The organism is Vibrio penaeicida, from assembly GCF_030689305.1.
In the GTDB taxonomy this organism is placed as follows: domain Bacteria; phylum Pseudomonadota; class Gammaproteobacteria; order Enterobacterales; family Vibrionaceae; genus Vibrio; species Vibrio penaeicida_B.
In genome coordinates this window covers 40120-60859 of sequence record NZ_JAUYVM010000004.1, presented here as the reverse complement: position 1 = coordinate 60859, position 20740 = coordinate 40120, and the positions used below count along the sequence as shown (strand labels likewise).

19 protein-coding genes are annotated in these 20740 nt (G+C 42.0%); 12 read left to right on the top strand and 7 right to left on the bottom strand.

Features of this window, described 5'->3' with window-relative positions:
* The first annotated feature begins 97 nt into the window (after positions 1-97).
* The 6 genes from Q8W40_RS08345 (at position 98) to Q8W40_RS08320 (ending at position 8443) form a co-directional block, all read left to right on the top strand.
* A complete protein-coding gene (locus Q8W40_RS08345) occupies positions 98-1324 on the top strand; it encodes an ABC transporter substrate-binding protein (RefSeq protein WP_305396733.1) in 1227 nt (408 codons plus the stop codon).
* A 21-nt stretch (positions 1325-1345) separates the two neighbouring features.
* Positions 1346-3772 carry a PAS domain-containing hybrid sensor histidine kinase/response regulator gene (locus tag Q8W40_RS08340; RefSeq protein WP_305396732.1) on the top strand — a complete coding sequence of 809 codons (2427 nt, stop codon included), beginning with the start codon at positions 1346-1348 and terminating at the stop codon, positions 3770-3772.
* A gap of 461 nt (positions 3773-4233) precedes the next feature.
* Positions 4234-5265: a lipase family protein gene (locus tag Q8W40_RS08335; RefSeq protein ID WP_305396731.1), complete on the top strand. Its 1032-nt coding sequence runs from the start codon at positions 4234-4236 to the stop codon at positions 5263-5265.
* A gap of 99 nt (positions 5266-5364) precedes the next feature.
* The gene (locus tag Q8W40_RS08330; protein WP_305396730.1) at positions 5365-6444 is read left to right on the top strand and encodes a TRAP transporter substrate-binding protein; all 1080 of its coding nucleotides are present in this window, start codon (positions 5365-5367) and stop codon (positions 6442-6444) included.
* A 66-nt stretch (positions 6445-6510) separates the two neighbouring features.
* Entirely contained in the window at positions 6511-7098 is a 588-nt protein-coding gene (locus Q8W40_RS08325) for a TRAP transporter small permease subunit (protein WP_305396729.1), read from the top strand.
* A complete protein-coding gene (locus Q8W40_RS08320; RefSeq protein ID WP_305396728.1) occupies positions 7088-8443 on the top strand; it encodes a TRAP transporter large permease in 1356 nt (451 codons plus the stop codon). The genes Q8W40_RS08325 and Q8W40_RS08320 overlap by 11 nt, the downstream gene beginning before the upstream one ends.
* Before the next feature lie 40 nt (positions 8444-8483).
* Here Q8W40_RS08320 and ppiC read toward each other — a convergent pair whose 3' ends face one another.
* Complete coding sequence (ppiC, locus tag Q8W40_RS08315; RefSeq protein WP_126607460.1) at positions 8484-8762, bottom strand: peptidylprolyl isomerase PpiC; 279 nt, start codon at positions 8760-8762, stop codon at positions 8484-8486.
* A 227-nt stretch (positions 8763-8989) separates the two neighbouring features.
* Between ppiC and Q8W40_RS08310 the strand changes: the two genes are divergently transcribed.
* Together Q8W40_RS08310 and yiaY are read left to right on the top strand one after the other, a co-directional pair.
* Positions 8990-9895 carry a chemotaxis protein gene (locus tag Q8W40_RS08310; protein ID WP_101113973.1) on the top strand — a complete coding sequence of 302 codons (906 nt, stop codon included), beginning with the start codon at positions 8990-8992 and terminating at the stop codon, positions 9893-9895.
* A gap of 255 nt (positions 9896-10150) precedes the next feature.
* Entirely contained in the window at positions 10151-11299 is a 1149-nt protein-coding gene (yiaY, locus tag Q8W40_RS08305; protein WP_305396727.1) for an L-threonine dehydrogenase, read from the top strand.
* An 88-nt stretch (positions 11300-11387) separates the two neighbouring features.
* On the opposite strand, the gene Q8W40_RS08300 is transcribed toward yiaY, so the two are convergent.
* Positions 11388-11849, bottom strand: a complete 462-nt coding sequence (locus tag Q8W40_RS08300; RefSeq protein ID WP_305396726.1) for a TetR family transcriptional regulator — start codon at positions 11847-11849, stop codon at positions 11388-11390.
* A 491-nt stretch (positions 11850-12340) separates the two neighbouring features.
* On the opposite strand from Q8W40_RS08300, the gene Q8W40_RS08295 reads away from it, so the two are divergent.
* The gene (locus tag Q8W40_RS08295; RefSeq protein ID WP_305396725.1) at positions 12341-12637 is read left to right on the top strand and encodes a YfcZ/YiiS family protein; all 297 of its coding nucleotides are present in this window, start codon (positions 12341-12343) and stop codon (positions 12635-12637) included.
* 72 nt (positions 12638-12709) lie between these two features.
* Here Q8W40_RS08295 and Q8W40_RS08290 read toward each other — a convergent pair whose 3' ends face one another.
* Positions 12710-12961, bottom strand: coding sequence for a YnjH family protein (locus Q8W40_RS08290; RefSeq protein ID WP_305396724.1), 252 nt, complete (start codon positions 12959-12961; stop codon positions 12710-12712).
* Between the two features lie 231 nt (positions 12962-13192).
* Between Q8W40_RS08290 and Q8W40_RS08285 the strand changes: the two genes are divergently transcribed.
* On the top strand, positions 13193-13789 hold the full coding sequence (locus tag Q8W40_RS08285) for a hypothetical protein (RefSeq protein ID WP_305396723.1): 597 nt from the start codon (positions 13193-13195) through the stop codon (positions 13787-13789).
* 158 nt (positions 13790-13947) lie between these two features.
* On the opposite strand, the gene Q8W40_RS08280 is transcribed toward Q8W40_RS08285, so the two are convergent.
* Positions 13948-15051 carry a 1-acyl-sn-glycerol-3-phosphate acyltransferase gene (locus Q8W40_RS08280; RefSeq protein WP_305396722.1) on the bottom strand — a complete coding sequence of 368 codons (1104 nt, stop codon included), beginning with the start codon at positions 15049-15051 and terminating at the stop codon, positions 13948-13950.
* A gap of 466 nt (positions 15052-15517) precedes the next feature.
* Between Q8W40_RS08280 and Q8W40_RS08275 the strand changes: the two genes are divergently transcribed.
* Positions 15518-16126, top strand: a complete 609-nt coding sequence (locus tag Q8W40_RS08275) for an AraC family transcriptional regulator (RefSeq protein ID WP_104402726.1) — start codon at positions 15518-15520, stop codon at positions 16124-16126.
* 94 nt (positions 16127-16220) lie between these two features.
* Here the strand turns inward: Q8W40_RS08275 and Q8W40_RS08270 are convergent, their stop codons facing one another.
* Both Q8W40_RS08270 and Q8W40_RS08265 read right to left on the bottom strand, forming a co-directional pair.
* Positions 16221-16706: a hypothetical protein gene (locus Q8W40_RS08270; protein ID WP_305396721.1), complete on the bottom strand. Its 486-nt coding sequence runs from the start codon at positions 16704-16706 to the stop codon at positions 16221-16223.
* A gap of 27 nt (positions 16707-16733) precedes the next feature.
* Entirely contained in the window at positions 16734-17255 is a 522-nt protein-coding gene (locus Q8W40_RS08265; RefSeq protein ID WP_305396720.1) for a nicotinate-nicotinamide nucleotide adenylyltransferase, read from the bottom strand.
* A 226-nt stretch (positions 17256-17481) separates the two neighbouring features.
* On the opposite strand from Q8W40_RS08265, the gene nadE reads away from it, so the two are divergent.
* Positions 17482-18312: an ammonia-dependent NAD(+) synthetase gene (nadE, locus tag Q8W40_RS08260; protein ID WP_305396719.1), complete on the top strand. Its 831-nt coding sequence runs from the start codon at positions 17482-17484 to the stop codon at positions 18310-18312.
* A 103-nt stretch (positions 18313-18415) separates the two neighbouring features.
* On the opposite strand, the gene Q8W40_RS08255 is transcribed toward nadE, so the two are convergent.
* Complete coding sequence (locus tag Q8W40_RS08255; RefSeq protein WP_305396718.1) at positions 18416-20242, bottom strand: hybrid-cluster NAD(P)-dependent oxidoreductase; 1827 nt, start codon at positions 20240-20242, stop codon at positions 18416-18418.
* Between the last annotated feature and the right edge of the window lie 498 nt (positions 20243-20740).

The window sequence follows — 20740 nt, the reverse complement described above, 5'->3', positions numbered from 1 at the left end:
GGGTTTGATTCAGGTGTATATATCCAAATGGATGCCAGAATAGCTTCTATACTCTAAGAAAAATCAAAACTTTTATGTACATAAGACGGTTAGGTATATGAATTTTTCACACAGATTATTGGGTCTTTTCGCTACACTTTTCGTACCATTTTATTCTTCTGCTGGCGCATCTTCCATCAACATTTACCTTGACGCAGATCGCTCCAACTACATTGAATCTGCACGTTCTATTGAACAGGGCATTAAAACGGCATTCCAAGAAGTGGACAACACCATTCAGGGTCGCGAAGTTAATTTCGTTGTGCTAGATCACAAGGGTAATTCTGTCCGAAGTAAAAAAAACATGGTGAAGTTTCTTAACGATCCCAACGCATTGGTCTTATTTGCCGGATTACATTCGCCACCATTGATCAAATATCGCGAGTACATAAACAAAAGCAAAATACTGATTCTTGTACCCTGGGCGGCTGGTGCACCCATTACGCGTTATCCGAGTAAAGAAAACTGGGTATTTAGGCTCTCGGTAGACGACAAAAAAGCAGGTGAGAGGATGGCAAGCTTTGCTGTAAAAAACAGAAAGTGCAAAGCCCCTCACCTATTACTGGAAGAAACTCCATGGGGAAAATCAAACCAAAGAAACATGACGGTTGCTATAAAGAACTTTGGGTTAGCCGAACCCAACGTGACTTGGTTTAACTGGGGAATCAATGAATCTGGTGCTCGAATTAAGATTCGAGAAATAAGACGAGCGAATGCTGATTGCATTTTAATGGTTTCTAATGCTTCTGAAGGCGTTCAAATTGTTAATGCAATGGCTTCGTTTCCGTTAGGGGAAAGGCTGCCAGTTGTGAGCCATTGGGGAATTACAGGAGGCGATTTTGCAGAGAAAGCCCCTCATACTGTTCGCTCTCGTTTAGACCTTTACGTCATTCAAACGTGCTTTTCATTTTTATCATCATCGCAGACAGCGTTTTCATCCAACGTACTCAAACGAGCAATACAGCTATTCCCATCAGAAATCCAATCGGCTACCGATATAAATGCACCCACTGGGTTCATTCATGGCTACGATTTATCTAGGGTTTTGATTCAGGCTTTGTCTCAAATATCACTTAGTGATGATATGGAAACCAACCGCTCCATGCTTCGTTTAGCGCTTGAGAATATCGACATTCCCGTAAAAGGGTTAGTCAAAACCTATCACAAGCCATTCCATGTGTTTTCAACGGATAATCCAGATGCCCACGAGGCTCTGGGGCTAGAAGACTTGTGCATGGCCAAGTTCAATCAAACAAACAACATTTCTGTGATTCAAAAACAATAAAGCGAATTGAGGAGTTTGCGTTTGCTTAAGTCTTTATCGGCAAGACAACTATTTATACTGTTCATTACAATTGTCGCTGCGCTATTTGCAGGGATTGGCGGTATTGTAATTAACCATCAAAGTAGAGTCGCACTCACATCAATTCAGTCAGAAGCAACCAAACTTGAACAGGAATCAGCTAAACGGCATGTTTTGCAATACATTCAAGATAGGGAAACAGCCTTTAAGCACTTGTCTTCTTCTCCGGCTTTGGTCAATGCCGCCATGGGGAACTCGGTTAGTATACTAGAAATATTCGACCACATAAAGAAAGAACGTATTTTCAATGATTCGATAAAAGTTGCGTTGTTCGATATAGCAAGTGATCTCGTGTTCAACGAGATAGATTTTTCGTATCGTGATCAACTTTCTTTGGATTACGTTAATAAAATCCTTATCGACAATGGTTCGCTCATTGTTTCTCTTGTTCAAAAGAACAAAAAGCAATTTTTCTGGATGTATGTCCCTATTACTTACAATAACTCCGTCGAAGGCGTGTTCATGGTGGAGTTTGAATTTAATAGTAAAGACTTCTTTTCTGGTCTTACGAAAGACGGCCAGCGTTGGATTGCGCTTCAGCAACTGGAAACAAACGTTAACCCTCGCCCGTCACAAGCCTTCCCATGGCGCGTTTTCGAAGTTCCGGTTAATCAGTTCGGTCTAACGTTGTTGTATGGCATCAATACCGATCTTGAGAATCAACAAAGGAGCTCTTTGCTATATAACCTTGTAAGTACGACATTTATTGCGTTTGTTGTTTGTTTAATTGGTGCTTATTTATTTGGGAGAAAACTGCTTGTTCAACCATTTGAAGAGCTAGCACTCTCTCGCCAGAAATTGGCTGAATCCTCTAAACAGCTTAAGATTCAAGAACAAGAGTCACGACGATTAGCAAAAGTGGCTAGGTACGCTAAAGATGTCGTAATCATCACCGATGTAAGTGGAGAGATTACCTGGGTAAACAACGCATTTACTCATCTAACGCAATATGAAGCGGAAGAAGTCGTAGGGAAGAAACCAGGGAGTTTACTCCAGGGCAAAGATACCAATGCAGAGACAAAGCGCCGTATCCGACACGCAATAAGCAGCCACAATGGTATACGAGAAGAAATTCTTAACTACAACAAATCAGGTGAGCCCTATTGGATAGACATCGATATTAATCCAGTATTGGATGAACATGGTGTAATTGAAGGGTTTATTGCAGTTGAAAGGGATATATCGGATAAACAGCGTCTGCAAGCTTCATTAGAAGACGCAAGAGACAAAGCAGAAAAAGCGAATGCTGCCAAATCCCATTTTCTCGCGAGCATTAGCCATGAAATACGAACCCCAATGAACGGCATTTTAGGCATTGCGCAGCTAATTAACAAAACAGAGCTGACGGATGTACAACAAGAATACCTCGATACTCTGCAAAACTCTGGCTCTCATATGATGTCACTGCTGAATGACTTGCTAGATTTTTCAAAAATCGAGGCCGGTTTACTGGTGTTAGCCCCAGAAAGTTTCTCTTTGCTAGCGCTCATCAACGAAATCGAAAACACGTACACCCCACTTTGCGATGATAAGTCTGTTGAGTTCAAGTGCACACATTCAATTGACGATACCGTATGGCTGTTAGGCGATAGCGGGAGAATTAGACAAGTTTTAACAAACTTAGCCAGTAATGCTCTCAAGTTTACTGATAAAGGGAGTATTACCGTTGAGGTAAGCTTGAACACTCAACCAGAAAATATGCAGCCTACACTAATAGTTTCTGTCTCAGACACAGGAATAGGTATCGACCCAAGCCGACATGCAGAAATTTTCAACCCGTTTATTCAAGCAGAAAACAGTACAACCAGAAACTATGGCGGAACAGGGTTAGGGCTCGCAATCGCCACTCAGATATGTAAAGCCATGTCCGGAAAAATTGAATTAACGAGTGCGCCAAATCGCGGCAGTCAATTCGTTGCCAGTTTTGAGCTGCAAGTTGGTCATCCCGATACAAACCAAGCAAAAGATAGTCATATGGAATATCAAGCGCAAGGCATCAAAGCACTCATTGTAGAAGACAATCGCGTCAACAGAATGATCATGAAAAAATTCCTTGAAGCGCGAGGTTTTGAGTGCGATTTTGCTCCAACCGGTAAAAAGGCTACGGAATTGACTGAAACCACTTTTTACCCGGTGATTTTAATGGACAACCACATGCCTATTATGGATGGAATACAGGCAACAACACTCATTCGCGCGCAAGAAATAAAAGGAAGGCAATCAGTCATCATAGGGTGCACAGCAGATGCCTATGCTACAACTCGTGAGGCCATGATAAGCGCTGGGTGTGACGACGTCTTAGTGAAGCCAGTGAAAGAAACACTCCTTGATAGTATGCTACATCGATTACATAAAAACCTTGTCGCATGACACTTGAACCGAAAAAGAAACCAACCCAAGCAACTGATATAGTTAACTAATATTTTTTTGACATATTGAAAATCTATGTGACTATTGATATGCACTCTCTTCCTATCCTTCACCTTTTATTATGTATACCCACATATAAAATGAGACATAATCCACAGTATTAACCATTAATGTTAATGAACTGTAACGAACAATCTCGCGGCATCCACCCCTGTATTTCCTTTATATTTCCTACAGTAACGAGATTCTTCACACTACAGCACCTCGCTTTTTTCAACCCATTCGTATGTTTAGCGCTCAAAATTTTATTGAACATGAGCTTCAAACACACTAGCCTAATCATATTGAGACCAATAGTCTCAATATAACAATCGAGATTATCATAATACATCCAACACCTACCACTTTTGGAATGAAAATCACGAAGAACGGAAACAAGTAAAAGACTTAAGGAAATGAGCATGAAACTGAAACATAACGTTGCAACGTTGCTCTGTTTTGGTCTTGTATCGACCCAGACTTACGCCCTAACGCAAGAAGAAGCGAGCAATGTAGGCGCGTACATCGAATCGGTACTGGTACCCAATTACACAGACACAGTAAATTCAACCGGTACTACCTACAAAATCCACCAGCCTCCATCCATTAATCAAGCAGCCGAAGCGTTGGGTTATTTAGAATTTTCAGAGGTCGTTCACACGGCAAACGGCTCACCTCGTGGCTGGACAAGAGTGGATAACGTTATCGACTATGATTCAGGCTTCTACGCTGGTATTTATCAAAAATCCAATAACATTGTCGTTGCATTTCGTGGCAGTGAACTAGGTACGTCTGATTGGGTTACTAATGGCATTATGGTGCAAGACATGGTTCCTGCTCAGTATGCAATGGCCATAGAAAAATCGATTGAAATCAAAAATCAATATTCTGGTTACCAAATTCATTACACGGGTCATAGCCTCGGTGGAGGTTTGGCGACAGCGGCAGCAATTACAACAGGGGATCCCGCAACAGCATTCGACGCTTCAGGCATTGCGAATGCCGTTTTAAATGAAATCAAATCGAAACATGCTGCTCAAGGAAAGCCGTCTAGCCAATGGGAAGCAAACGCTAGCCAAATTACAAATTTCAATTTAGAAGGTGAATTCGTATCCGATCTAGATTATCAACAAGATGCAGATACTCTTGGTCCTACATCAAAACAATATGGTGATATTCACTACTTGTCTGCTTCACGTTTCACTCCACTATTTCTAGTTAACAATGGATTAACACGCCATTTCACCACGCCTCTCAAAGAAGAGTTGATGTTTCTTTCTCAACCCATTTTTCGCGTCGATACGAATGATTACAACTCGATTGATAACGATATTAATAGCTTTACAGCCGCGTTCTACATCGATTGGACAGATGACACCCTCGATGTTCTGTTTTGGCAAACCAACTTTGCAATCAATTCATTGCCAAGCTTGCTAGCCGACCTAGGGTTCTAACCGCGCTCACTAAGCAGCGTATAACACTCTATAAAATTATTACATCAACTATCTCTCGACAGAAATCATCTGTCTTAGTTAAAAAATAAGGTGCTTATCATGAATACGAAACCATCTACTAAAAGAGCAGCCGTAATCAAAACCGGAATAACGGTTGCCATCTCTACCGCAGCCATTGTAGGCATGCCAGCCAACGCCGAAGATAAAGTACGCTGGAAAGTCCAAGCTGTATTTGGCACACATTTGCCCGCCTTAGGCGACCCAATCAAGTACGTATCTGAACAGATTAAAAAAGCCAGCAATGGCAATATCCAGTTCAAAATATATGAGCCCGGAAAGTTGGTCCCGCCATTTGGAATTACTGAAGCGGTTAAAAATAAACAGCTCAACGCAGGCTACACTTGGTTAGGTTACGACCAAGGAAAAATCCCTGCTGCTGCTTTATTTGCTGCTGTTCCGTTCGGAATGGAACCTTGGGCTTACGCTTCTTGGTGGTACGACGGAGAAGGCAAAGCGTTAGCAGAAAAACTGTATGCAAAACACAATATTCACCCTGTCTTGTGTTCAGTTATTGGTCCTGAAACCGCAGGCTGGTTCAAGAAAGAACTCACTTCTTTAAAAGACATAGAAGGGCTTAAAATTCGTTTTGCTGGGCTCGGTGGTAAGGTGATGCAAAAAGCGGGGGCATCGGTCACTGTATTGCCAGGTGGAGAAATTTTCCCTGCATTAGAAAAAGGAGCCATTGACGCGAGCGAATTTTCTATGCCTGCCATCGACCAAATGATGGGCTTTGACAAAATTGCCAAGAACAATTACTTCCCCGGTTGGCATCAAACGTTCACTGCCTCACACTTAGTTGTGAATGCTGAAACTTGGAAATCCCTCTCTGATGGCCAGCGTGCCATGATTGATATGGCATGTACTGCGGGCACTTTCCGAGCACTTACACGCGGAGAAGCCCTTCAAGGTGCCGTAATTAAGGGGTTTGAAGCCAAAAATGTCACCGCTCGTCAGTTACCCGACGAAATTCTGGGTCAGCTTAAATCACTCACCGATGAAGTCATGAGTGACATTTCAGCTAAAGATGCAGACTTTAAAGAAATCTACCAATCTCAACAGGCTTTTGCAGAAGAATACGATATTTGGAAGTCAAAAGCTTACTTACCTAACAACTACTAAAATCAATCAGAACACCCATTATTTAGTGGCGTCGATAGACGCCACTCTTCTCAGAGGACGCCGATTATGAGCTCCATATCTCTCCCAGAGTCCAATAAAAAGGCACTACTTAGCCAGCTTCCAGAGACGAGCTTGTCTGTAGCTCTGGACAAGATCATAGGTAAAGTGAATGATTACATGATTTGGATTTGGCCACTTCTAATGTCGATCATCGTTGTAAACGTTTTGATGCGCTATTTGATTGGCGAGGGTCGGGTTGAATTCGAAGAATTACAGTGGCACCTGTACTCCGCTGGCTGGCTATTAGGGCTTAGCTACTGCTTTATTACTGATTCCCACGTTAGAGTAGACATTCTGTACGACCACTTTTCTATAAAAACAAAATGCTGGGTAGAGTTGATTGGCATCACCACGCTTTTGGTGCCATTTATAGTGATCGTTTTAAACTATTCACTCCCCTTTATTGCGTACTCTTGGCAACTAAGTGAAGTTTCTTCTGCACCAGGCGGGCTTCCTTATCGCTGGTTTATTAAATCCATTCTCTTCGTTGGATTCGCATTTCTTACTGTCGCTGTTATCTCTCGATTGTCTCGTATCCTCGCTGCTTTGATTTCCGGCAGATTCATCCAGCATGGAGGTGAGAATGGAAATTAATGAAATTTTGGCGGTTGGTATGTTCGCCACTTTTATATTACTGCTTTTTACTGGTTTTCCAGTGGCATGGATCCTTGGTGGCGTATCCATTTTGTTCTCCGCCATAGCACTCGGTTTAGACACGTGGGCAGACACATGGATTGGTATTGATTGGCAATATGTTTCTATCGTCATCCCTAGAATATGGGACACCATGAATAACTGGGTATTGGTCGCGCTCCCAATGTTTATCTATATGGGATTAATGCTCGATCGTTCTGGCGTCGCACAAGACCTAATGACAAATCTCGTTCGGTTGTTCGGGCGAGTTAGAGGCGGATTAGCCATTACCGTCACCATCGTTGGCTTACTGCTCGCGGCATCAACAGGAATCATAGGGGCTGCTGTTGTTTTGCTGTCCGTTCTTGGTATACCTCTGATGCTAAAGCAGGGTTACAGCAAATCACTCGCATGTGGAACAGTTTGCGCCACAGGAACGTTAGGCATATTAATACCCCCAAGTATTATGCTGGTCATGATGGGCGACCGAATTGGTCTTTCCGTTGGTGACTTGTTCCTTGGCGCTCTTTTCCCAGGTTTGTTACTCGCTGGTCTCTATGTGGGCTACATCGTTTTCACAGGTTTAGTCTCACCAAGTAAAGCACCGTTGTCTGACACCGCTGAACCCGTATCCATTCTTGTGATTTTACAAGTGTTTCGAGCGGTGCTCGCACCTGCTGGGCTTATCGTCGCTGTTCTTGGGTCGATATTTTTTGGCATCGCAACCCCTACAGAAGCCTCTGGCGTGGGCGCGGCAGGCGCGACACTTCTCGCTTGGTCTAAAGGCGCACTGAATAAAACGGTGTTAAAAGAAGTTGGAGAAGAAACAACCAAAACCACCGCTTTTATATTTGCTCTTTTCGTTGGGGCGACTGCATTTTCTTTGGTACTGAGAGGTTTGGGAGGCGATGAGCTGATAGAAGGTGCACTAACGAATTTAGACTTGGCACCAAGCGGCATTATTATTGCCATTTTAATCGCTGTTTTCTTGTTAGGATTCTTTCTGGATTGGATAGAAATCACCTTGATTGTACTTCCACTCGTTGCTCCGGTGGTTTCATCCCTTGGTTTCGACTTAATTTGGTTTACCGTACTCTTCGCTGTTTGCCTACAAACGTCATTTTTAACCCCACCCGTTGGATTTGCCCTTTTCTACATGAAAGGGGTGGCACCAGATGGTGTCACTATTGGGGATATATACAAAGGGGTGATTCCGTTCATTTTGCTTCAAGTGATAGCACTTGCCATTGTGTTTAACTTTCAGCAAATCGTCACTTGGCTCCCTGGAATCGCCTATGGGTACTAATGAGAAACTAAAAAGGTCAGGCATTGCCTGACCTTTTGAATTAGGTGCGGTATAGCACTTTGATAACATGCCAACCAAACTTAGTTTTGACTACCATGGGTTTTAATACTTCCCCAGTAAATACGGCTTTATCGAACTGAGGAACCATTTGCCCCTTCTTAAATTCACCTAAGTCACCGCCTTTTTTTCCAGATGGACATGAGGAATATTTCTTCGCAAGCGTTTGAAATTTAGCACCTTTCTTAATCTGGCTAACAATATCTTCTGCTTGTTCTTTATGCTTAACCAAAATATGTAAGGCTGCTGCCGTTCTCGCCATGGGGGTATCCTCTGTGTTTGAAAGCCACGGATTGTAACCCAAACGTGGATCATCTGCATCGTTAGAATGGAATGAAATATAACCCTAGCAAAATCATACACATCCATTACCAAATAACCAATGAGCTACAGGCGAAACAATTAGATTCATTTTAATTGATCTAAATGTGAGCCAAAGAGGCAGATTGATTGTAAAATAAAAGTGAGTTTACTTACGCGGATTTATATATGAAAAGCAAAGCCAATCAGTCTCAAGGAATGCTGATGTTTAAGCTAACGATTCAGCAGAGCTTTGCCATCGGCACATTGAAAGTTAGGGAAATTGTACCTTATGCCCAAACCACACAAATCCCCTATTCTCACCCTCATGTTGTCGGAACTATACCAATTCGAGATTTGACAGTACCCGTTATTGATATGGCAGCGGCAATTGGATTTCGCCCGATAGCACGTGAAGAATACGAGAACAGCTATTTAATTGTTACAGACTGCTTACGCACCATTGTGGCCTTTATGGTACGCGACATCGAGAAAATCATTGAATGTGATTGGCGCTCGATTGAATCTGCGCCTGATACAGTAGGTGACAACGTGTTCGTAACAGGTATCACTCGTCATAAAGACAAAATCGTTCAAATGCTGGATGTTGAGCTTTTGCTATCCAAAATATACCCAGAACATGACAGCCAACGTATTCCAATTTTAACCGACGTAGAACGCGAGCGCCTTAAGCCTCTCAATATTCTTCTGGTTGATGACTCTAGTATTGCAAGAAAACAGCTATCGGATGCTTTGGACAGTATCAACATCCCTTATCAAGTGTGTAAAAACGGGATAGATGCATTGAATTTAATGAAAGATGATGCCGCTAACCACAAACCAATCGATATTTTAGTCAGTGATATCGAAATGCCTGGACTGGATGGTTATGAACTTGCTTTCGAGGTTCAAAACGATACCGCGCTGAGCCGATCATATAGGATTTTGCACACCTCACTTTCGAGCGAGATTTGCGTAGATCGAGCACATCAAGTAGGCGCTCACGAAGCCCTAACAAAGTTTGATGCCACTGAACTCGTACAGGCAATGCTCAGAGGCGCTAAGCAAATTGAGGAATCCGTTAGCGCAGCGTAACGTCATTATTTAAATCCATTATCAGCCGGTGATTTCGCCGGCTTTTTTGATTCCCTCCCTTTCTTCCGCTTCCATACACTACCACTGCGACATATATCACATAAATATGAAAACGATAGCAATTGGTATTAATCGTTGTTTCAGATCAACAAAGAAAACCGATTTCATAAGCAAAGTGAGCATATACCCAAACGACCTCTCCTAACACAAAAGAGAGGCAATGAAGCAATGTATAACAATAATGGAGAGTCTGAAATGACAAGCGCATTTTACATCCCTACGGTCAATCTAATGGGCGCGGGTTGCTTAATTCAAGCCGTCGATAGCATTCAATCACAAGGTTTTACAAAGGGGCTAATAGTCTCTGATAAGGTGTTAAACCAAATCGGAGTCGTGAAACACGTAAACGATTTACTTGCTGATAGAGCAATTGCGACCGTTGTTTTTGATGGAACCCAACCAAACCCTACGATTTCCAACGTAAATGAGGGGTTAGAGTTGTTGGTAGAAAATGGGTGTGACTTTGTTATCTCATTAGGTGGTGGCTCACCCCATGACTGCGCTAAAGGTATTGCTCTTGTTGCAGCTAATGGTGGGAAAATTGCCGATTATGAAGGCGTAGACCAATCAGAGAAACCTCAGGTACCACTTATTGCCATCAATACAACGGCAGGTACCGCTTCCGAGATGACACGCTTCTGTATTATTACGGATGAAAAGCGTCATATTAAAATGGCGATTGTAGACAAGCACACTACGCCTCTCATGTCCGTTAACGATCCTGAGCTGATGCTTGCAAAACCTTCTTCACTAACTGCTGCGACAGGAATGGATGCATTAACTCATGCCATTGAAGCTTATGTTTCTACTGCTGCGACACCCATCACCGATGCAGTCGCAATAAAGGCTATAGAGCTCATTCAAGCGCACCTTAGAACAGCGGTAAATAAAGGTGAAGATATAGAAGCCCGTGAGCAAATGGCATACGCTCAGTTTATGGCAGGAATGGCATTCAACAACGCTTCGCTAGGTTACGTTCATGCAATGGCACATCAACTTGGTGGATTTTACGACCTACCACATGGCGTATGTAACGCTGTTTTGCTTCCGCATGTGCAAAAATATAATGCTCAGGTATGCCCTGCTCGCCTAAAGGACATTGCAGCAGCAATGGGGGTTAACGTAACGGAATTAACTGATGAGCAAGGTGCAGAAGCCGCATTAAGTGCCATAAAGCAGCTTTCTGTAGATGTTGGTATTCCGGCGGGGCTAGAAGTTTTGGGGGCCAAATCTGAAGACATCCCCTTACTTGCAGAAAACGCTCTGAAAGATGCATGCGGGTTTACCAACCCTAAGCAAGCAACTCACGATGAGATTTCTTCCATTTTCGCTGCAGCTATGTAACCCAATAATCTGAGTAGCCACATAACCTCAGCTCTAATCAAAAAAACCAGCCAATTGGCTGGTTTTTCTTTCAAGATACTTTTTGGTTTTAGCCAGCCATACGAACTAAGCTTTTTCCAAACAACACATCCAGATCTTCACGTGCAGATTCACCGTAGTTATCTTCTACCATCTTATATAAACGCTCGATTCCAGTTCGAGCGAATTCGTGCGCATTTTCTGATGTCACGACATGGTGGAATAGCAATCTAAGAATTGCCAAGAACTCTGCATTATCAAGGGCTTTAACCCAGCTGGATTTAAAACTCTCAACCCCTTCATCCAGAACTAGGTGCGTTACGAACATCTTAAAAATTCGTCCATCTAGTGCTGCTGTGAAATCCGTTTTCTTAGGGAAGTGGTGACTGATACCTGTACGAGAGACGCCTGTTTGTTGACTCAAAGTGGTGTAAGACATTTTGTCGTAGCCCAATGTAATTAACTGGTCTACAACAGCATCCATAATCTTTTGAATGGTGATTTCGGTATCTTCTTTACTACGCTTTGGCATGTTAGGGCTCATCTATTTATATGTTTAAGTACACTCAAAATCGAGCATGAGCGACTTATAGTATTATGTTCTATATTTTTAAAATCTCAACAGATTGAGGAATATATAAGCAATTATTCACGAAATTTGTGATTTGCTAGGAGTAAATTCATAAAGAGCGAGATCGATAAATATTCGCTCATTTGATTTACCCGAATACCGGGCAATAGAACTTTATTTAAAGTGTCACTATTGCAAATGATTCCGATTTCCTGAATCTTCTTACAATTTACTCAATTGGGCAATACGGCCTTATTTTACGACCCGACAAATCGACATTTCCATTCACATACCCGTGACAAGGATCACATAAACACGATGAATATATCGTTACAAAACACTATTCCATGAACTCGTCGAAGCTAATAATTTAACACCAACAAACTGAAATTCTATGGTTTTAAAGACACCAGAAGAGTAACATACCCTCATTAATTGTAAGAGGATACGTTATGACAACGAAAGTAGAAGAAAACGAAGTTTGTGAAGCATGTGGATGCAGTGCAGAAATGGGATTCATCATTAAAGAAGGCGACGATGTAGCAAACATTTCTTTGTTTGGTCGTGATTTCACTGCATTAGAGTCTGAACTCAATAAATACATAGATCTAGCAAAAACAGTCTCTAACGAAGTGACGTACGAAAGCCAGCGCATTGACGATAAGGATGGTATTGAAACAAGATTCCAATTCACTTGCAGTGCCGAAAAACTCATTTTTGAATTGAAGACACGTGCCCTAGCCCGATAAATTGTACTAGTACAGATAAATACTAAATTGGGCGGCTTTCTCTAGTCGCCCTCAAAATAAGATCTTATATCCTCACCCATCCTGTTCCAATTGAAGCCACCTTAGATCGCCATTCAACTCAAACTCTTGCTCTTTGCTGCAAATTAAGTACAGCTCACCAACCTGAATCACAGCACCAAGTGTGTACGCTTTATCTTCGTAGTAACATACGTTCTCAAACAGTTTGCCATCAGTAACGATGACGGAAGATTTTGGTGTTGTCACCGTTTTGGCATGAACACCAACAGAAAGAATTGAAATTGCGAATATAAGAAGTTTGCCCATAATGACCCTAAAGTTAAGTTGATTATGCCCTTGTAAACTCTATATAAGACAAGGCTTTGATTTTATGCATATTGAGTGTGCTTGCTCATCTATAACCTTAGCAGGACATGTAGCCCTACACAGCAATACTGTCTCCAATATCTAGGTATCGATACTGGAATGACTTGGGTATACATAGCAACGCTTAACGCTTACTATCAGATGATAGTCACAGTTTGAACTTGAGTGCGTATGAAAGCAGGTTATTTGTTCATTGGGTTGCTGTTGAGCGGTATTGCCCACACCAAACCACTGGATCAATATAAATTACTCAACCACATTGACTCTTATGGCAATGTAAATTTAAGAAATACTCACTACACATCTCTTCCTGACGGGATGGTGGTGAAAAAAAACCTGAACATTGCGAAAACAGCCATTGAGAAATTGCCCAAAGGTTTGGAAATTGGAGGGAGCTTAGATGCCTCAAACAGCCAGCTTTCTTTTATAGCAAAAGGAACCAACATAAAGGGATATGGCAACTTTCTTGGTTCACAAATAACCACGTGGAATGCTGGCGTGAAAGTGGGTGGCTACCTTAATTTTACAGATACTCCCCTTGAAACCTTACCACCAGGGTTAATTGTGACAGGTGACCTTAGCGTTATTCGCACACCTTTGAAAGAGCTTCCTCAACCCTTAACTGTAGAAGGCAATTTGTACATCGGGGGCTCCAATATAACCAAGCTACCCGATGAGCTCACTGTTGACGGGAACATATACCTTGGCGGAAATCAGATTACATATTGGCCAAAAGACTTAAAACTTGGCGGGGCAGTAGCAAGGTAGCCAGCCCTATACAACTGCAGATCAAGTGATTTAAATAGTAGAAGAAAAAAAGGAGCGTTAGGCAATAACGCTCCTTTCTAAGTTCTTTAAAGGTAAACTGACCGGGCTCGCAGGCTAAATTCTTAAAGGCGAGCTTTTTCAGTGTAAACCCGAAAAACCTAGCCTTGGTTCGCTACTGGGTTAGCGTACATTTGCTTAAGGAAATCGTGTGCACCTTCTGGTAATTCTCGTAGCTTACTGTCCAGTGATTCCTTTGCTTTCGAATCAGCATGTTCTGCATCAGCAGCGGCATAATAGTTGATTGGAAAGAGCTTGTAGATAGAATGAATCTGATCATCAATTTCTTGAGCCAACTCATCCGGTGTTTCAAAATCATCTTCAATTACGTTGCCGAAGCTAACATGAACACGACCTTTATACCCTACGATGCCTTGAATGATGCTTTCGATATCTTCAAATTCAGTTTTCTTGTAACTGCCTGACTCTGCTTTCTCAAACAGTTCTTTCGCTTTGGCAATGTCACAAGGATCGTTCTCGTAGGAAATCGCTACAGGAACGATTTTCAGCGTTTTTATGTATTCGGAGAAAGGCATTTTTTGTTTTCTGCCTTCTACATGCAACATTTTTAAAATGGCTGGATCTGTTTTGTCGTTCCCATCTTTAGCTCTCCCCTCTTTCTGCGCAATCCAGATAGAGTTATCGGTATCTAAAGAGTGTTTTATGTAAGAAGACAACTGCCCAAGCGCTTTCATCATTTCACGCGGTGCTTTTGCACTGCGGTTTACTATAAAGCTTTTATTCAGCTTCATGAGTTCCGTCGCGCACGGTTTCTTCAGAAGATTATCGCCAATAGCAATACGGACCGTCTTATGCTGATTGTTATACAAGCCCCAGTTCACCAGAGCAGGGTCCATTGCGATATCTCGGTGATTAGAGATAAATAAGTATGGGGTATTCTTATCTAACCGTTCCAAACCAGAATATGTTACACCGTCAGTTGTCACATCTAGTGTCTTACTCAGGTATTTTTCAACTTCTAATTGAATTGCTTCAACGGAATCCAATTTAGCCCACTTAAACTTAAGGTAAACCTTAACCATTGGGCTAACTATATTTTTGAACCAACTTGCATGGTTACTGAAGCGATGCTCTAAGATAGCAGAGATAAATTCTTCATCATTAATTAGGCGTTCAATGGCAGCGGGAATCTCGTCATCATTGTACGGACGAATTTCTTTATAAGGATCCGTTTTATTAGTCATCTAATCTATACGTCAATTTTAAAATCCGGCATATTCTACGCGTACTTGAGAAAACAAGCAGCTAATGAATGCGTCGTTTAATTAAGGTCAGACCAGATTATATACTAAGCCCACCTAATTGTTGTGCGCGAAGGTAGGTTACTGAAATCACAACTGGCTTGTCTTTCCTGTAAGAAACGACCCCACCTTTTCGTTTAACGCTGAAAAAATAGAGGGAAAAAGCCATCATTTGTTCTATTACAAATACAGAAATCACCAAACTCTGACGTAAAACGCCCAAACTATCTCAAGATACGGGGCTTAGAAATCTCCATTATTCCGTTTCAGTTCATGGAAAAGAACAACGTGGAATAACTCGCTCTCTCCTAGAGGTTTGAGCATAAATGGCTAAATGTCTCAGTTTTCATTGGAATTTACACTAATAAAAGATACTCTTTTCCACAGTTAAAGTATCCGGAAACCCTTTATGAATTATGCAGTAGAGCATCAAAATACAGTTTACTCATTTCTGGTAACCACACCTCGTAAAAAACGTCTTAAGCACAGCCTAATCTATGTTGAATCAGGGTTGGTGTTAGTGAAGCTTGGTAGGAACGAATATGCAGTAGAACAAGACAGCGCAATTTGGTTACCCATTGATTGCTTAACGTCTGTTACTTTCGTGCCTGGTTCAACGGTTTCTCAAATCGATTTCTCTGTTCGCTTGCAAGACAAATTTCCTACTCAAGCGGGCTTTGTTTCCTTACCACCTGTCTCTAAAGCCATATTAGAGAAGCTTTCTCAGCAAAAACTTAAAGATGAAGAAATAAACAATCTTTTAGATGTAATTCGAGACGAATCCAGAACACTAAGACCTCTACTCGATATGTCGCCGCTGAGTATGCAGATTTCCCAGTGGAGCGCAGACGACGAGAGCAGTTTAAGCAAAGAATTGTTATTGGTGTTGAGCCTTCGAGAAGCCAAAAAGAAAATGCAATCAGGCACGAAGAGAAACGTTGTTATTGATGAGTTTTTTGCTGGTCGAGAAGAAGAATTCGAACAACTGGCAATGTTAGTAATGGGTGAAAGCTTATAGAGGTACGCCTATAAACAGCGGCGAAAGTTCATAGAACGTGAGGCATAAGTAAGAAGAAAAAGAAGAGAAAATAGAGATTAAATAGAAAAGTGCCTTAAAAAGGCACTTCAACTTGCAACATCACATCGCCAGGCTGTAGGTTATGCCAACGATAGTCAATTCGCATTCGCGGTTCGTTGTCGTCCCTTTCACCTAAACCTAAACTGAATTTCAAACCCGTAGCTTCAAGCTTTTCAGAATAAGTCATGTCGTCAAATTGGCTGTCATATTCGTCTGGCATCCAGACGCCGATGCCAAAATGATTACTTTCAACACTTGAATATAGCAACGGATCACTGCCACTTTTAAGCGTCCATTCTTCCCAGTAATCGTCGTTACCCACTGGGTCGATTATAAAGTCTTTCACAGATGTGAGGCTTGAGGTAAAAGCATCAAATGAATGTGCAATCGATGCACAAACCGAATCTTGCTCTTTTTCGACCATCATAATTGAGGATGGAGACTGAAAAGAACTACACGCAAAAGCAGGAATCGTAAAGAAGCCAAGCATACAAACTAAATTGTAACTACGTTTGGTCATCGATTTGAGCCCTCTAAAAAATTATTCCTATATCTTCCGATACAATGTGCGATTTCGCAAGAAATTATTGACAGATCGGGTAGTTAGAGCTGATATCGATTCATTTTGAGCCAATTTCTCACGAATTAGCGTACTCCGGACTGGAATTCTTTCAGGACATGCCATTACTGACCAGCGCTTAGTGATCTCTTGAGAACAGTAAAACTTGGAAAAGTTAAAGAAATTATCTGGACCTATAACAAACGTTAGCTCCGCATCGGGGTAGGTTTCTTGGAGGGCATTTAAAAGTGCATACGTCGTTACACTCTCTTCCGGGCGATATAAGCTCTCTTCTATTCGGCACAATTCAACGTTGAATTGAGCTATATCCGAAATAAATCCGTCAACCATCTGACACCTTACATCGAAATCTGCCATCTCTTTTCCCCATGCATGCGCATAGCTTGGAACTAACAATACTTTATCGAAATGCGTTAATGATTCGATAACACTTTTGTGTCCAAGAGTTGGTGGGTTGAAAGCACTACCAAAGATTGCAATATTTTTCATACATTCGTTACTGGAAGAAATTCCATCATTCGTAACACTTAAGCCCAAGTATCCGAGAATTCCATTTCGGTAACTTTTTTCAGGCAAATCGGTGTTTAATAATAAAAAGATTGGGGTATGATATATCCAAGTGACCCTAAGATACAGGGTTATAAAATACAGGGTTTAGAGCGCCACCTTTAACTCACTCAGATATGAAAACTCGGCAGCACAATAAGGAAACAGAATGGAACATCAAATCCGTGACGAGATGCGAGTATTGGCTTCGATCGATCCTCATTTTGAAATTCAGCGTCGCGTTGATTTTATTAAGCGTAAACTTCAAGAGTCTGGTTGTAAGTCTTTAATTTTGGGTATTAGTGGCGGTGTCGATTCCACTACATGCGGAAGATTGGCTCAACTTGCAGTAAACAAGCTTAATGAAGAGTCTGACAACGCTGACTATCAATTTATTGCAGTACGCCTTCCCTACAGCGAACAAAAAGACGAAGACGAAGCACAACTGGCACTGAGTTTTATACAACCTTCACATTCTGTATCAGTAAACATTCAAGCGGGCGTGGATGGCTTACATAGCGCGTCTCACGTTGCACTTCAAGATTCCAATCTGCTCCCTCAAGACCCAGCGAAAATAGATTTCGTAAAAGGAAACGTCAAAGCACGTGCTCGAATGGTGGCACAATATGAAATTGCTGGTTACGTAGGTGGTTTAGTTTTAGGAACCGATCACTCTGCTGAAAACATTACTGGTTTTTATACTAAATTCGGGGATGGAGCATGCGACCTAGCACCGTTGTTTGGTTTGAGCAAGCGTCAAGTGCGCGAAATTGCGGACACTTTAGGCGCGCCAGAGCTGCTTGTTCATAAGATTCCAACAGCCGATTTAGAAGAACTTGCGCCACAGAAAGCGGATGAAGACGCTCTGAATCTCACTTACGATCAAATAGACGACTTCCTTGAAGGAAAACCTGTCTCTGAAGAGGTCACCCAAAAGCTCGTTGCGATTTACAAAGCAACTCAGCACAAACGTCAGCCTATTCCTACCATTTATGACTAAGTGTTCCAGCACAGATTAGGTTGAGTAAAACCAACCAAATTAAGTGACTTCCACCAATAAAAAACAGAGAACCTAAGTTCTCTGTTTTTTTGTTTCGTAATCGTTAAGCTTTAAGGTCTGTCGATATAGAGACGTCACCAAGAGGCGTACTACAACAAGCCAAAACAATGTCATTCGCTTTATCATCTGGCATCGACGCTGGCACATCTGGCGTTTCAAACTCCCCGCGAACGACTTTCACACGACACGCGCCACAAAGCCCCGCTCGGCAACTGTTCGCTATACTCATTCCAGCATCTTCAGCCTGATTCAAAAGGGGTTGTTGGTTATTCCCTTCAAACGTTTTTCCATCCACCGTCACTTTTATCTCTTTCAACGGCAATTCAACTGGCTTGGCTACGCCGAATGCTTCCTGATGATACTGACTTTCATCCAACCCCGTTTTCATCAAAAGATTTTTAGATTTGGTCATAAAGCCGCTAGGACCACATACGAAAACCTGCCTTGATAACAGGTCAGGTATTTTCTTTATATGGCTTAGCGACAGCCGCCCCGTCAACCCGTGCCAACTGGAATCTGGTTGCGTTAAAGAAATCACTACATGCAACCCCGGATAAATCATATTCAGCTTCTCTAGCTCTTTACGGCAAGGGATGTCTCGCTCAGTACTGCATTGATGATAAAAAACAACGTTATTAACTTGGTCGTGATCCGAAAGGTAACGAAGCATAGAGAGCATTGGAGTCACACCACTGCCTGCGGACATTAGCAGCAAGGGATGAAGCGTATTGGTTAGGTGGAATGCGCCATCAGGTGTATCTGCCACCAGCGTGTCCCCCACTTTGAATCGATCGTGCAGCCAATTTGACACCGCACCTTCATTGATTCGTTTTACCGAAATGGCATACCTGCCAGGTCGTGTCGGACTGGAGGATAAGGTGTAGCGGCGAGAAAGTTTACCTACTGGTGTATCAATTTCTACTGGCAGATGTTGACCAGGTAGATAGCCGGGTAAGGTGCCTTTCGCTGGTTCCATCCAAAACGTCAAAAAATCACGTGCTATGGTTTCTTTCTCCACACATGTGAGCGTTAACTTGTCTTTCGAATTATCTTTGTACTCTTCTTTAGGTTTTGCTTCTAAAACCTCCACCACATCACCGGCGCGAATGATACCTTCATTTTTAGAAACAAGATTTTGACCAAAGAACACACCTCCCCGTTCGTTTGCTCGGAAGGTGGAGAGCGTCTTTAGAGGCTCTTTTGAGGTTTTAAACTCCCCAGTTTGTGTATTTACTGTCGTTAGAATGCACCTTTCACATGGCTTTACCGCTTCAAATTCGACATCACCAATTTTGATTCGCTTCCAACCGTCTTCCGCAAAAGGTTCAGTATCAGAAACCACCAAGTTGGTTCGGAATTGATCCATTGAATTGGTTTCGCCACTTCTTTTATTTAATTCCGCTAGTGATGCTTCGCTGATCACAAGGAGAGGATACCCATCAGCAAAGCTAACGTTCGTTTGGATTTTTTCTCTAACGCGGTTCGACTGCTCACCACAATAAAGCAGCTGAACTGGTATGCCCAAAATTCGACTAAACCAATCGTTCGCCACCTGAGTTGTCGACAACGCGTTAAAATTGTCATTCCAAACCTGTGCTGACATCACTTTTCTTTCTAAATCAGCGTAACGGAGCCTTAACGTCGGCATTCCTAGGTAGGTCATAACAAATCCATCAGGTTGAAGCACAGCGTCTACTTTCACCATATTGGGGTGTTTTCTCGCCGTGACCATTGAACCATCCATCGCCGCGACCATGAACCTACGGTCGAAAGTTAGCCCTTGCTTCTCAACCCAAGCTTTTGAAAGTCGAATTCCTCCGATGGATTTAACAGGAAAAACGTTAATTTGCGATAAGTACGGTTTTGTCATTGTTATTCACTACTCTAAAAGACTTTTGTCTTTGTGATTTTCAATAATGGAAGCTGGAAGTTTTACTTAACTGCTTTGGGCGTCATAAGTGAGGCTCATCTTTCCCTATTTTTATTTGCTGCAATGTCTACGAATTAGGGTAACGGTACAATAATGAACACGATGATTCGAGTCAAAGATTCACACTTTTTACACCTATACGTTTCAGTACGAAGAGCATTCGATTATACGTTATGTAAGCTATTCTCGCTTTTCAAGCTCACATATTCGGCACAAACGTTTAAACACAGTTAGTCTAAACATACTCTTCCAACTAAGTCATGTGACGACGGAAAGGTAGGGAGCCAAATGAAGTAAATGCACCTTTAATAGGCTTGAAGGCAAAAAAGGCGTGAAAGATAACGTATTTTTGTCTATCATCCTGTCGCCTAAACGGTTGCGTTTTTAGACTTTTCGTCGAATTCCTACTTTTAGGCTCCTGTTTTATCTTAACCTGGT